14 protein-coding genes are annotated in these 12,770 nt (G+C 68.4%); 12 read left to right on the top strand and 2 right to left on the bottom strand.

From position 1 onward, the window contains the following. Nucleotides 1–16: 16 nt before the first annotated feature. The 3 genes from nrdF to QUC20_RS09785 all read left to right on the top strand — a co-directional run bounded on the left by nrdF (nucleotide 17) and on the right by QUC20_RS09785 (nucleotide 3,032). A complete protein-coding gene (nrdF, locus tag QUC20_RS09795; RefSeq protein WP_120265132.1) occupies nucleotides 17–994 on the top strand; it encodes a class 1b ribonucleoside-diphosphate reductase subunit beta in 978 nt (325 codons plus the stop codon). Nucleotides 995–1,363: 369 nt separating this feature from the next. Continuing rightward, nucleotides 1,364–2,533: an RtcB family protein gene (locus QUC20_RS09790; protein WP_289329735.1), complete on the top strand. Its 1,170-nt coding sequence runs from the start codon at nucleotides 1,364–1,366 to the stop codon at nucleotides 2,531–2,533. A 121-nt stretch (nucleotides 2,534–2,654) separates the two neighbouring features. After that, entirely contained in the window at nucleotides 2,655–3,032 is a 378-nt protein-coding gene (locus QUC20_RS09785) for a hypothetical protein (RefSeq protein ID WP_120265134.1), read from the top strand. A 317-nt stretch (nucleotides 3,033–3,349) separates the two neighbouring features. Here the strand turns inward: QUC20_RS09785 and QUC20_RS09780 are convergent, their stop codons facing one another. Continuing rightward, entirely contained in the window at nucleotides 3,350–4,657 is a 1,308-nt protein-coding gene (locus QUC20_RS09780) for an MFS transporter (RefSeq protein ID WP_434543667.1), read from the bottom strand. Between the two features lie 44 nt (nucleotides 4,658–4,701). Beyond that, complete coding sequence (locus QUC20_RS09775; RefSeq protein WP_289329733.1) at nucleotides 4,702–5,130, bottom strand: MarR family winged helix-turn-helix transcriptional regulator; 429 nt, start codon at nucleotides 5,128–5,130, stop codon at nucleotides 4,702–4,704. Nucleotides 5,131–5,514: 384 nt separating this feature from the next. Here QUC20_RS09775 and QUC20_RS09770 point away from each other — a divergent pair, with 384 nt between their 5' ends. The 9 genes from QUC20_RS09770 to QUC20_RS09730 all read left to right on the top strand — a co-directional run bounded on the left by QUC20_RS09770 (nucleotide 5,515) and on the right by QUC20_RS09730 (nucleotide 12,702). Beyond that, nucleotides 5,515–5,940: a MarR family winged helix-turn-helix transcriptional regulator gene (locus tag QUC20_RS09770; protein ID WP_112617533.1), complete on the top strand. Its 426-nt coding sequence runs from the start codon at nucleotides 5,515–5,517 to the stop codon at nucleotides 5,938–5,940. Between the two features lie 22 nt (nucleotides 5,941–5,962). Beyond that, nucleotides 5,963–6,424, top strand: coding sequence for a DUF3817 domain-containing protein (locus tag QUC20_RS09765; RefSeq protein WP_289329732.1), 462 nt, complete (start codon nucleotides 5,963–5,965; stop codon nucleotides 6,422–6,424). 9 nt (nucleotides 6,425–6,433) lie between these two features. Beyond that, entirely contained in the window at nucleotides 6,434–6,844 is a 411-nt protein-coding gene (locus QUC20_RS09760; protein ID WP_120265137.1) for a DoxX family protein, read from the top strand. Nucleotides 6,845–6,901: 57 nt separating this feature from the next. Then, a complete protein-coding gene (locus QUC20_RS09755) occupies nucleotides 6,902–7,666 on the top strand; it encodes a DUF1684 domain-containing protein (RefSeq protein WP_289329731.1) in 765 nt (254 codons plus the stop codon). A gap of 78 nt (nucleotides 7,667–7,744) precedes the next feature. Beyond that, nucleotides 7,745–9,259 carry an ABC transporter substrate-binding protein gene (locus QUC20_RS09750; protein ID WP_289329730.1) on the top strand — a complete coding sequence of 505 codons (1,515 nt, stop codon included), beginning with the start codon at nucleotides 7,745–7,747 and terminating at the stop codon, nucleotides 9,257–9,259. Between the two features lie 35 nt (nucleotides 9,260–9,294). Continuing rightward, nucleotides 9,295–10,242, top strand: a complete 948-nt coding sequence (locus QUC20_RS09745) for an ABC transporter permease (protein WP_353105704.1) — start codon at nucleotides 9,295–9,297, stop codon at nucleotides 10,240–10,242. Further along, nucleotides 10,239–11,114 (top strand): ABC transporter permease, encoded by an 876-nt coding sequence (locus QUC20_RS09740; RefSeq protein ID WP_120265140.1) that lies wholly within the window; start codon nucleotides 10,239–10,241, stop codon nucleotides 11,112–11,114. Before QUC20_RS09745 ends, QUC20_RS09740 begins: the two co-directional genes overlap by 4 nt. Continuing rightward, entirely contained in the window at nucleotides 11,111–11,926 is an 816-nt protein-coding gene (locus QUC20_RS09735) for an ATP-binding cassette domain-containing protein (RefSeq protein ID WP_120265141.1), read from the top strand. Before QUC20_RS09740 ends, QUC20_RS09735 begins: the two co-directional genes overlap by 4 nt. Continuing rightward, entirely contained in the window at nucleotides 11,923–12,702 is a 780-nt protein-coding gene (locus QUC20_RS09730) for an ABC transporter ATP-binding protein (protein ID WP_289329729.1), read from the top strand. Before QUC20_RS09735 ends, QUC20_RS09730 begins: the two co-directional genes overlap by 4 nt. Nucleotides 12,703–12,770: the final 68 nt, after the last annotated feature.

Below are 12,770 nucleotides of genomic sequence, written 5' to 3'. Positions count from 1 at the left end.
CAGGAACTGAAGCGATATGACTCCCGAACCGCTCAAGCTCGTCGACCACGTGCAGGCGATCAACTGGAACCGCATCCAGGACGACAAGGACCTCGAGGTCTGGAACCGTCTGGTGAACAACTTCTGGCTGCCCGAGAAGGTGCCGCTGTCGAACGACATCCAGTCGTGGAACACGCTGACGCCCGACGAGCAGACCCTCACGATGCGCGTGTTCACGGGGCTGACGCTCCTCGACACGATCCAGGGCACCGTCGGCGCCGTCTCGCTCATCCCCGATGCGATCACCCCGCACGAGGAGGCCGTCTACACGAACATCGCGTTCATGGAGTCGGTGCACGCGAAGAGCTACTCGTCGATCTTCTCGACGCTCGCCTCGACGCCCGAGATCGACGACGCGTTCCGTTGGTCGGTCGAGAACCCGAACCTTCAGAAGAAGGCCTCGATCGTCATGGACTACTACCGTGGCGACGAGCCGCTCAAGCGCAAGGTCGCCTCGACCCTGCTCGAGTCGTTCCTCTTCTACTCGGGGTTCTACCTGCCGCTGCACTGGTCGGCGAAGGCCAAGCTGACCAACACCGCCGACATCATCCGCCTCATCATCCGTGACGAGGCCGTGCATGGCTACTACATCGGCTACAAGTTCCAGAAGGGCTACGAGCAGCTCTCGCAGCCCGAGCGCGACGAGATCAAGGACTACACGTTCTCGCTGCTCTACGAGCTCTACGACAACGAGGTGCAGTACACGCAAGACCTCTACGACGCCGTCGGTCTGACCGAGGACGTCAAGAAGTTCCTGCACTACAACGCCAACAAGGCGCTGATGAACCTCGGCTTCGAGGCGATGTTCCCTGCGACGGTCACCAATGTGAACCCGGCGATCCTGTCGGCCCTGTCGCCGAACGCCGACGAGAACCACGACTTCTTCTCGGGGTCGGGCTCGTCGTACGTCATCGGCAAGGCCGAGGCCACCGAAGACGAGGACTGGGACTTCTGAGTCACCGCATGAACCTGCGGATCTAGCGCGACGACAAGGCCCCTGGCCGGCCGCCCCTCAAGGCGGTCAGCCGGGGGCCTTTTCTGGCGGGGTTTCGGCGTCGCCGTTGACGCCCCACCGCCGTGCCGCGTATTGTTATGAGGCTGCGCCACGAGGCACGGCATCACCGGAGGAACGACATGACCACGCGCAACGAGCGCCTGATCGCAGCGGACCTGGACCAGTTCCAGCTCCGCAATGAGTCGTACCCTCCGGTGCGAGACGTCTGACACCGCCACTGTCAGAACGCCCCGCACCGCACAGGTCCGGGGCGTTCGTGTGTTCCTCTCCATGCGCCCGTTCCGGACCGTCGTCACAAGGAAAGGAACCATGGAGAAGCTCTCGAACAGGCTCTTGTCGTGGGCAAGCATCATCGACGAGAAGACTCTCGATCAGGCTCGCACCGCGTCGGGCATGCCGTTCATCCACCCGCATCTGGCGCTCATGCCCGATGCGCACCTCGGCAAGGGGGCGACCGTCGGGTCGGTCATCCCGACGGTCGGCGCGATCATGCCGGCTGCCGTCGGCGTCGACATCGGATGCGGCATGATCGCCGTCCGCACGCAGTTCACGAAGTCGCAGCTGCTCGGCCGCGACCTCGGCGCGCTCCGCGAGCAGATCGAGCGGGCGATCCCGCTGTCGGCCGGTCGCGACAACCGCAAGATCGTCGCGACAGCCGAGCCGCGCATCGCCGAGCTGGAGGAGCTCGCCGAGAAGAACGAGTTCGACCCGGCTCGCTATGCCGGACATTGGCGTAACCAGCTCGGGTCGCTCGGGTCGGGCAACCACTTCATCGAGGTCTCGGTCGACGAGACCGACGCGGTCTGGATGTTCCTGCACTCCGGTTCGCGGGGAGTGGGCAACAAGATTGCGACGCACCACATCGGAGTCGCGCAGCGGCTCGCCAAGCAATGGTGGATCGACCTGCCCGACCCCGACCTGGCGTACCTCGTCGAGGGCACGGAGGAGTTCCGCCGCTACATCCGCGAGCTCCGGTGGGCGCAGCACTTCGCGCTCCTCAACCGCGAGGAGATGATGGACCGCGTCGCTCGTCAGCTGTCCGAGACAATGGGCGGCGAGGTCGAGGAGCTCGAGCGCATCAACTGCCACCACAACTTCACCGAGAGCGAGAAGCACTTCGGCAAGCAGGTGTGGGTGTCGCGCAAGGGCGCGATCCAGGCGGATGCCGGCCGGCCCGGCCTCATCCCGGGATCGATGGGCACGGCGTCGTACGTCGTCTCCGGGCTCGGGAACCCGCTGTCGCTCAACTCGTCGCCGCACGGCGCGGGTCGGGAGTACTCACGGTCGGCCGCGCGCCGGACCTTCACGCACGACCAGCTGCGTGCGGCGATGGCGGGCATCGAGTTCCGCGACACGGATGCCTTCATCGACGAGATCCCGCAGGCGTACAAGCCGATCGACCGGGTGATGGACGACGCCGCCGACCTCGTCGAGGTGCGGCACACGCTGCGTCAGCTGGTCAACGTGAAGGGCGATTGAACCGTACTGTCGGCGGTGGAGATCCGCACGTCGGAGGGTGGCGGCTCTCAGGAGCCCGCCCTCCGACGTGCTGACGCCGCGGGAGCACTCCGGCGCGCGGACCGTGGCCTACGCTGACGACATGGATTCCGAGACTCGAGACCGTCCCGGGTACCCCGTGCGCTCGAAGGCTCTCCTCGAGCAGTGGCTGGCCGACTACCTCGCGACGGGGCCACGGACGTCGTCGTCGTTCAAAGTCGCGGTGCAGGACGAGAGCCTCGGCAAGGACACCGGTCTGGTGATCATGGTTCCGTTCGGGACGCCGGCAGAGGTCTACATGCAACCTGCGGGACCCGACCGAGCTGAGTGGGTCATCACGCTCACCGGGCGGGACGAAGACCTGACGGTCAGCGCACAGCAGCTGGCCGGCTTCGCAGCCGAATTGCGCGTCGCGAGCGACCTGTGCGCGTACCTGCAGTTCCGGTCGATCGAGTGGGACCGGATGTCCGGCATGGGGTGAGCCCTTCGTCGCCGCCTCGATGACCGCGCGTCTTCTACGAGATGACCGCACGAACCGCTGCGACAGCCTCGGCCGGTGACCCGTCGAACTCCGGTCCGTGTCCGGGCAGCACCCACTCCGCGGCGAGATCGGCTATGCGGTCCAGCGAGGCGACTGCTTCGGCAGGATGTCGCCGTCGGAGATCTCCTCGAGGGCGGTCAGCCACTGCGGCCGCATCCCTTTTCGCATTCCGTATGCGGCGAATTCCGCGGAGCAAACCTGCACGTCGGAGGGCGGCTCCCCGGAAAACCGCCCTCCGACGTTCAGACGCCCTCCGGTCAGGCGTCGCCCTGGCCGATGTCGGCAGCCTCGGCGACAGCTGTCTCGTGCGGGCGGCCGAGGTGGCCGAGCGTCCGGCCGGCAGCGGCGAGGATCGCGATCGCGACGACGAGCGCGGCGACGCCGAGCCAGTACGGCGCGCTCGGGGTCAGCGCGGCGGCGAGCGGCCCGGCGACGGCGGGTGCGATCGCGCCGCCGATGAACCGGACGCCGGAGTAGGTGCCGCTCGCGACGTTCCGGGGCAGGTCGGTCGCCTCCATGACGGCCTCGGTGAGTGCGGTGTTGAGCACGCCGAGGAAGAGCCCCGCGACGATGACGGTGACGATCAGCACGGTGGCGCTGTCGATGCCGATCGCGAGCACGGCCTCGGCGACGGCCAGCAGTCCCAGCATCGTGAACAGCACGGGCCGAAGGCCCAGCCGGCGGGTCAGCACCGGAGCTGCAAGCACCGACGTCAGTGCGACGGCGAGTCCCCAGCCGAAGAAGACGAGCCCGAGCTCGTGGGCGCCGAACGTCATTCCGACATTCGCCGCCGCCTCTTCGATCGGGTACGGGCTGTACGCCAGCAGCACGAAGAACGCGACGTTGTAGAAGAACGCCGTCAGCGACAGTGTCAGCAGCGCCGGGTTGCGCAACGCGCGGAACGACGCGAGGAACGACACTTTCGCGGGCGCGGCGGCACCGGCCGCAGGCGCGGGGGAGCGGAACACGACGAGGATCGCCAGCAGCGCGACGGCCATGAGCGCCGCGGTGCCGAAGAACGGGCCACGCCACGACAGCTCGCCGAGCGCGCCGCCCAGGAGCGGTCCGACGGCGAGGCCGATGCCGAGGGATGCCTCGTAGAGCACGATCGCCTGACGGCTCCCGCCGCTCGCCGCCCCGACGATCGCGGCCAGCGCCGTCGCGATGAAGAGCGCGTTGCCGATTCCCCAGCCAGCGCGGAAGCCGATGATCTCGACCACTCCGCCCGACAACCCTGCCGCGGCGGCGAACACGACGATGAGGGCGAGACCGAGCAGCAGCGTCTTCTTGACCCCGAGCCTCGACGACACCCAGCTGGCGAACAGCATGACGATTCCGGTGATGAAGAGGTAGCTGGTGAACAGCAGCATCGTCTCGGAAGGGGTGGCGTCGAGCTCCCGGCTGATCGCCGGGAGGATCGGGTCGACCAGGCCGATGCCCATGAACGACACGGTGCAGGCGAAGGCGATCGCCCAAACGGCGACGGGCTGTCGCCAGATCGACGCCTTCGCGGTCTCGGCCGTCGCCTTCGTCTGCTCGCCGGTCGTCGACCGTTCTGTGTTCATCGCGCTCGTCACGCGCACCTTCCTCTCGTCGGGGTCTGTCGGGGTCATCGCAGTTCCGGTTCCTCGAGCAGTGCCGCGAGAAGCTCGGCGGCGCGCGCGAGGGTCGACCGGTCGGCGGCGCTCAGTCGCGCCCAGGCGGGACCCGTGACATCGAGCGCCTGCGAGCGGAACGCCTCGAACTGTCGCCGCCCTTCCGCCGTGATCGACACGAGCGAGGCCCGGCCGTCCTCGGGATCGGGCGCGCGCTGCACGAGCCCGTCCTGCTCCATGCGGCGAACGAGCGTCGTCATGGTGGGCTGGCTGACGCGCTGCCACTCGGCCAGGTCGCTCACCCGCGTGGGGCCGAGCTCGTCGAGGGCTGCGAGCGCACGCCATGTTCCCGCGGCGGCGGCCGTCTCGACGCGACGGGCCACGGCGCGGTTGAACCTGCTCGAGGCCGACATCAGCCGGACGGGGGAGTCGGAGAACTGCATAGCGTTACTATACAACCTGCATAGGTGAGCTATGTAAATGTCGCCACCTCGACCGGACAAGACGACCGGACATGACGAAGCCCCCGGCATCCTCCTCGCGAGAGAGGATGCCGGGGGCTTCGCGTGGCGTCAGCGGCCGCCGTTGATCAGTCCGAGCCATTGACCGAACGGCTTCTCGCCGCGGATGTCGGTGTGCTGCTCGTTCTGCTCTTCGTCCGTGATCATGGTGACCTCCCCGCTTCTTCCGTGGAACTCATCATGAACATCCGATCGCACAGATGCGCGGTCCTTGACGAACCGCGTTCGGGGCGTTAGGCGCACGACACAGCTTTTCTCGGTCGCCATCACCGCACGACACAGCCCGCGCCTCCTACAATCGTGACCGTGTCGGAAACTCCTGCCCTCACGCGCGAGCCGCGCTTCAGCCCGGTCATCGCGCTCATCGCCGTCTCGGCGTCGTGGGAAGGCCGGCTCTCCGCAGCCCTGCGCGACCTCGGCCTCTCCACCCGCAAGTTCGGCCTGCTCGGACACATCGGCTCCGAGCCCGGGATCTCATTCTCCGAGCTCGCCCGCCGCTCTCACATCACGGTGCAGTCCGCGCACACCGCCGTGCGCACGCTCGTCGACGAAGGGCTGGTCGCCGACGCGACGGCGCACGCCGGCTCGGCATCCGATCTGCGCATCACGGCGAAGGGCATCGCCGTCATGGAGCAGGCCCACCAGCGGCTGCTCGAGCTCGACGCCACGCTGAGCGACAACATGCCGGGCCTGGCCTCGTCGATGGACGGCATCCGCGCAGGAATCGTCTAAGTCCGCTGGATAGGGTTCGAGGGTGTTCCGAACCCCGCTGACCGCATTCCGCTCGCTCGCGATCGCCGAGGCCTTCTCCTGGACGCTGCTGATCCTGGGTCTCGTCCTGCGTTCGGCCTTCGACCTCCCGATCGCCGTGACGATCGGCGGTGGCATCCACGGATTCGTGTTCCTCTGCTACGGCGCGACCGCGGTCCTGGTCGCCTGGAACAACCGCTGGTCCATCGTGCCGACGGTCTGCGCCGTCGCTGCGGCGGTGGTTCCCTATGCGACGGTTCCGACGGAGATCGTGCTGCGCCGCCGCGGGCTCCTCGACGGCGAATGGCGCACAGAGGCGTCCGATGACCCGCGCGACCAGCGCGTGCTGGACCGGTTCTTGCGGTGGTTCGTGCGGCGCCCGGCGGTGCTCGCCGTCATCCTCGCCGTCGGCATCATCGCCGCGTACATCGTGCTGCTGGTGATCGGACCTCCCGGACGGGCGTAGCGTGATCGGATGCCGCGCATCGTTGCCCGCTTCGCCCTCGCCGCCCTGTTGATCGTTGCCGGGTCCGCTCATCTGACCGTGCTCCGGCGGGGATACCGCATCGCGGTGCCCGACTGGGCGACGCGGCTGCTGCGAACCGATAAGGACATGATCGTCGTCGCCAGCGGCGCGGTGGAGATCATGCTCGGCGCGGGGCTCGTCGCTCTGCCGCGCGAGCGACGACGGGTCGCCGCCGCGATCGCCGCCTTCTTCGTCGCCGTGCTCCCGGGCAACATCCACCAGTGGCGTATCGGAGCGTCGGCTCCCGGCCTCGACACCGATGCCCGCCGCTTCGGTCGCCTGTTCCTCCAGCCCGTGCTCGTCGCGTGGGCTCTGTGGGTGGGCGGCCCCGGAGCAGACGCGCCCGGGTCGCCGCGCTGAGACCGCAACAGACCGACACGGAATTTCTCGTGGAGGGCGCGCGTTTGGTTGCCTGTCATGGTGAGCACATCCGCATCCGCAGCAGCATCCGTCTCGTCGGCCGAGTCCGACTACCGAGCCTGGGCGGCTTTCCGTCGTGAGTCCGTCGCGGCTCCGCAGGGATCGCTCGCTCTCGTGCTCACGCACTGGTCGGCTCCGGGCGAGCCCGCCGTCGACGACGAGGCCGCCCGCGCGGGCCATCCGGTCGATGCGCTGCTCACGCGCCTCCAGCGCACCGACATCGAGACCGGCCTTCCGCAGGAGGGCTACCGCATCTGGCGTCAGGACTCGCCCGCCAACGAGGCGTTCGAAGACATCGAGCGCTGGGACTACGACCCGGCCTGGGTCATCGAGGGCCGCTTCGAGCTGGTCGACGAAGACCGCGTCGTGCCGTTCGAGCACATCAAGGACGGTGGCGCGACGCGCGGCCTCCCGGTCTCGGGCGATCTCGTCTTCGAGATCGGCGGCGCCGAGTACCGACTCGCCGCGTTCGACACCAACTATGGCGGCCCGAAGCTGCACCTCGTCTTCGGTGACCAGACCAACGGCGCTGAGTCCTATGGAGCCGGCCGGTTCCTCTTCCTCGACCACCCCGGCGCGACGGGCGACCTCGCTCCCGGGGACAGCATTCCGGTGACGGTCGACTTCAACCGGGCTGTCGTGCCGCCGTGCGGGTTCTCGAACCAGATGAACTGCCCCCTCCCGCCGCTTCAGAACCGCCTGCCCTTCCCGGTTCGCGCCGGCGAGAAGAAGGTCCGGTTCGCCGGCGACTTCTCCCTCTGAGTTCCCCCTGCACCATCCCGATACGGCGGAGCGCCCGCACCTCGCTCCGCCGCCCCTCCACACAGCAAAGGAACACCCGTGACTTCACGCGGCTTCTCCCGGATCGTCGCCGCCACCGCGGCAGCGACGGCCGGTCTTCTCGTCCTGGCCGGATGCTCCGGATCAGCTGACCCCGCCGGTTCCGCCGGCGCCGCCGACCCGAGCGCTGAGATCGTCGTCGGATCGCAGAACGAGCCGACCAACCTCGACCAGATCTTCGGTGGATCGTCGGGGGTGACCGAGGTCTTCACGGGCAACGTCTACGAGGGTCTGTTCCGCATCACCGACGACGCGCAGGTCGAGCCGCTGCTGGCGGCCGAGACCACGGTGTCGCCCGACGGCCTCGTCTACACCTTCACCCTCGAGGACGCCACGTTCCACTCGGGCAAGGAACTGACCGCCGATGACGTGAAGTACAGCCTCGAGCGCTTCGTGGGCGACGAGTCGATCGCGGCGCGCAAGCGCCAGCTGAGCGTGATCGACACCGTCACCGCGGTCGACGACAAGACCGTCGAAGTGACCCTCTCGCAGCCGTCGATCAGCTTCACCTACAACCTCGGGTACGTCTGGATCGTCAACGAGGATGCCGGTGACCTCACGGCCACCGCCGACGGAACCGGACCCTACGAACTCGGCGATTACCGCAAGGGCGACTCGATCACCCTCGACGTCAACGACGCCTACTGGGGCGACGCGCCGGCCAACGGCGGCGTGGTGTACCAGTACTACGCCGATCCGACGGCGCTGAACAACGCGCTGACGACCGGGGCGGTCGACCTGGTGACGAGCCAGTCGAACCCCGACAGCATCGCGGAGTTCGAGGCTGCCGGCTTCCAGATCATCGAGGGCACCTCGACGACGAAGGAGCTGCTGGCGTTCAACGACCGCATCGCTCCGTTCGATGACGCGCGCGTGCGCAAGGCGATCTACTCGGCGATCGACCGCGAGAAGCTGCTCGACGCCATCTGGGACGGCCGCGGCGAACTCATCGGCTCGATGGTTCCGCCCTCCGAGCCCTGGTTCATCGACCTCGCTGACAACAACCCGTACGACCCGGCATTGTCGGAGAAACTCCTCGCGGAGGCCGGCCAGGCGGGCGGCTTCACCTTCACGGTCGACACCCCCGACTCGGGCGTCCACTCGACGGTCGCGGAGTTCCTGAAGTCGGAGCTGGCGAAGGTCGGCATCACGCTGAACATCAACATCATCACCGATGACGAGTGGTACCAGAAGGTCTACACCGAGAAGAACTTCGAGGCGACGCTGCAGGGCCACGTCAATGACCGTGACATCAACTTCTACGGGAACCCCGACTTCTACTGGGGCTACGACAACGCCGACGTGCAGACCTGGCTCGCCGATTCTGAGGCCGCGGCCTCGGTCGATGAGCAGACCGAGCTGATCAAGAAGGCGAACCAGCAGATCTCGGACGACGCCGCGAGCGTCTGGCTCTACCTCAACCCGCAGCTGCGCATCGCGGCCGAGGGAGCGGCGGGTGTGCCCAAGAATGGACTGAACTCGCTGTTCTACGTCTCCGACATCACGAAGGCCTGATCTCCATCACCCGGTATCTGATCCGACGGACAGGATTGCTGCTGCTGGCGTTCGCGCTGGCGGTGGTGATCCTGTTCGTCGTGCTGCGTGTGCTGGGAAACCCGGTGTTCGCCCTGATCTCGGTCGGGGCGACGGATGCCGAGATCGCGGCCGCTGCGGCGCGACTCGGCGTCGACCGGCCGATTCCGGAGCAGTTCCTGGCATATCTCGGTCAGCTCGCGAGCTTCGACCTGGGGCGGTCGTTCACCAACAACCTGCCGGTCGGCGACGAGATCCTGCGGCGGCTGAACGTCACCCTGCCCCTGACGCTCATCGCCTTCACGCTGTCGGTGGTCATCGCGGTTCCCGTCGGCTTCATCGCGGCCTGGAAGGCGCGCACCTGGTACGGAACCGCCTTCTCGGCCGTGTCGCAATTGGGCGGAGCAGTCCCGGTCTTCTGGGTCGGCATCCTGCTCGTCGCGGTCTTCGCGCTGAACTGGCGGCTGTTGCCGGCCGGTGGCTTCCCGCGCCGCGACTGGGAAGACCCCGGTGCCGCGCTCGTATCGCTGACACTCCCGGTGCTGACCATCGCGCTCGTGGCGGGCAGCGACCTGGCACGCTACGTCCGAAGCGCGACGCTCGACGTGCTCGGCCAGCAGTACCTGCGCGCGGCGCGCGCGACGGGACAGAGTTTCGCCACCGCGATCTGGCGCCACGGCGTGCGCAACGGGGTCGTTCCGCTGATCTCGATCCTGGCGATCCAGTTGTCGACGACGTTCGTCGGCGCCGTCATCATCGAGCGGGTCTTCGCCCTCCCCGGTCTCGGCGACATGCTGCTCGTCGGCATCAAGGAGCAGGACTTCCCGAGCGTGCAGGGGGTGCTGCTGTTCTCGACCGCCCTGGTGCTGCTGCTCGGGTTCGCGGCCGACATTGCGCAGCGCCTCATCGACCCGCGGCTGCGCGACACGATCTCGGGCAATCGCAGAGCGAGGGCTGCGGCGTGACGGCGACGACCCTTCCCGATACGGGTACCGTCGCGGTTCCCGAGCGCAGACGCCCTCGACGCCGGCGCTCGGTGAACCTGGCCGTCGGCGGCATCCTGTTCGGTGCCATCGCCGTGATCGGCCTGATCTCGTTGTTCTGGACCCCGTTCACCTTCGACGACACCAGCGGCGGCCGGCTGCAGCCGCCGTCCGCCGAGCACTGGGCCGGAACCGACCGGCTGGGGCGCGATCTTTTCACGCAGCTCATGATCGGGGCGCGGCTCGCCCTGACCGTCGGCTTCGGGTCGGTGCTGATCGCGGCGATCATCGGCATCGCTTTGGGGCTCACCGCGGCAGTCGCCCGCCGATGGGTGGACGACGCCCTGACGAGCCTGCTCGACATCGCGATCGCGTTCCCGACCCTGTTGCTGGCGATGCTGATCGTCGCCTGGCGCGGCGCGTCGGTCGAGTCGGCGATCCTCGCGATCGGCCTGGCGGGCTCCGCGGTGATCGCACGGCTCACCCGCATCGCGGCGACGCGCGTTCTCGCGATGGACTACGTCACGGCGGCGCGGACATCGGGAACGGGAAGGGCCGGAATCGTGTTCCGGCACGTGCTGCGCAACGTCTGGCCCACCCTCATCGTGCCGCTCGCCCTGCAGTTCGGCGGAGCGGTCGGCGCCGAGGCGTCGTTGTCGTACCTCGGGCTCGGCTCGCCGCCGCCCAACGCCTCGTGGGGTCGGATGCTCGAGGAGGCCCAGAGCACGGTGCTCGTCTCGCCCACGGCGGCGATCCTTCCGGGGGTTCTGCTGGTCGCCTTCATCATCGGCGCGAACCTGCTGGCCGACGGCCTCCGCGACATCGCCGACCCGACGACGAGGAGCATCGGATGACCGCCGCGCTGACCGCATCGGGCCTCGGCATCCGGATCGGCGATGATCGCACGCTCGTGCACGGCGTCGACGTGGCGCTCGAGCCCGGTGAGCGCCTCGGCATCATCGGCGAGTCCGGCTCGGGCAAGTCGCTGACCGCGCTCGCGATGCTCGGCTTGCTCGCCTATCCGCTCACCTCGTTCGGTTCGGCGACGATCGCGAGCGCCGACGGCACCGTCGAGGTCGTCGGAACCCCGTCGCGCCGGCTCGACCGCGTCCGCGGTCGCACCATCTCTGCCGTCTTCCAAGAGCCGCTCGCCTCGCTCGATCCGCTCATGCGGGTGGGCAAGCAGCTGGCGTGGCCTCTGGCGAAGCACCGCGGCCTGTCGGGCGACGAGCTCCGGCGCGGAGTGCTCGACGCCCTCGCGGATGTACAGCTGCCCGATCCGGAGCGCATCGCGCGGTCGTTCATCCACGAGATCTCGGGTGGTCAGCGGCAGCGGGTCGCGATCGCGCTGGCGCTGGCGGCGGGACCGAACATCCTCATCGCGGACGAGCCGACGACTGCGCTCGACGTGACGGTCCAGGCCGGCATCCTCGACCTGCTCCAGCGCGAGGTCACCGAGCGGGGGATGACCCTGATCTTCATCAGTCACGACCTGCCGGTCGTCTCACGGATCGCCGATCGCGTGCTCGTGATGCGCCACGGGCGTCAGGTCGAGCTCGGTGAGACTGCGCAGTTGCTGCGGTCTCCCCAGCACGAGTACACCGCGCAGCTGGTCGCCGCCTCGCGCGCACTCGACGATTTCCTGCCGGCGAAGGAGGACCGATGACCGCCGAGGGCAACGCGATGCTCGCGCTCGAGAACGTCGACTTCGCCTACGGGCGTCGAGACGCGGTCCTCCATGACGTTTCGCTGTCACTCGCTCCCGGCCAGACGGTCGGTCTCGTGGGGGAGTCGGGTGCAGGCAAGACCTCCGTGCTGCGGGTGCTGTTGGGTCTGGCCTCGCCGACGGCGGGGCGCGCGCTGTTCGAGGGAGCTCCGATCCGGCCGGGCGACCGGGCCCAGATGCGCTCGCTGCGCCGGGCGGTGCAGCCGGTGTACCAGGACCCGTTCTCGTCTCTCGATCCTCGGATGACGGTGGGGCAGTCGATCGCCGAGCCGCTGCGCTCGCTGGGCATCACGCGAGATCGGCGTCGGATCGACGCGCGGGTCGCCGAGCTGCTCGCGGCCGTGGACCTCGACGATGACGCCGCCGGCCGCTACCCCGACGCGTTCTCCGGTGGACAGCGCCAGCGGATCGCGATCGCCCGCGCGCTCGCGCCGCGACCACGGTTGCTCCTCGCCGATGAGCCGGTGAGTGCTCTCGACACGTCGGTGCGCATGCACGTCATCGAACTGTTCCAGCGCCTCGCGGCAGAGCAGGGCATCGGCATGCTGCTGGTCTCGCACGACCTCACGATCGTGTCGGCGCTGTGCGAGCGGATGACGGTTCTCCGGGCCGGTCGCGTCGTCGAAGAGGGCCCGACATCGCGACTGCTCACCGCACCGGCCGACCGCTACACCGCGCAGCTCGTCGACGCCGTGCCGCGTCTACCCCCGGAATGACGCGGATCCGCGGCCGCGACACGCCCGGGATGTCGCGCCGCTTTGCCACGATGCCGGGAGCCGCGTAA

This window comes from Microbacterium arborescens (assembly GCF_030369635.1).
GTDB lineage: Bacteria > Actinomycetota > Actinomycetes > Actinomycetales > Microbacteriaceae > Microbacterium.
The sequence above is the reverse complement of the archived record's forward strand: the minus strand, read 5'-3'. Positions and strand labels throughout refer to the sequence as shown.

Coding starts and splice junctions, on each gene's coding strand:
- nrdF (WP_120265132.1), top strand. CDS start 17: ATGACTCCCGAACCGCTCAAGCTCGTCGACCACGTGCAGGCGATCAAC.
- QUC20_RS09790 (WP_289329735.1), top strand. CDS start 1,364: ATGGAGAAGCTCTCGAACAGGCTCTTGTCGTGGGCAAGCATCATCGAC.
- QUC20_RS09785 (WP_120265134.1), top strand. CDS start 2,655: ATGGATTCCGAGACTCGAGACCGTCCCGGGTACCCCGTGCGCTCGAAG.
- QUC20_RS09780 (WP_434543667.1), bottom strand. CDS start 4,657: ATGAACACAGAACGGTCGACGACCGGCGAGCAGACGAAGGCGACGGCC.
- QUC20_RS09775 (WP_289329733.1), bottom strand. CDS start 5,130: ATGCAGTTCTCCGACTCCCCCGTCCGGCTGATGTCGGCCTCGAGCAGG.
- QUC20_RS09760 (WP_120265137.1), top strand. CDS start 6,434: ATGCCGCGCATCGTTGCCCGCTTCGCCCTCGCCGCCCTGTTGATCGTT.
- QUC20_RS09755 (WP_289329731.1), top strand. CDS start 6,902: ATGGTGAGCACATCCGCATCCGCAGCAGCATCCGTCTCGTCGGCCGAG.
- QUC20_RS09735 (WP_120265141.1), top strand. CDS start 11,111: ATGACCGCCGCGCTGACCGCATCGGGCCTCGGCATCCGGATCGGCGAT.
- QUC20_RS09730 (WP_289329729.1), top strand. CDS start 11,923: ATGACCGCCGAGGGCAACGCGATGCTCGCGCTCGAGAACGTCGACTTC.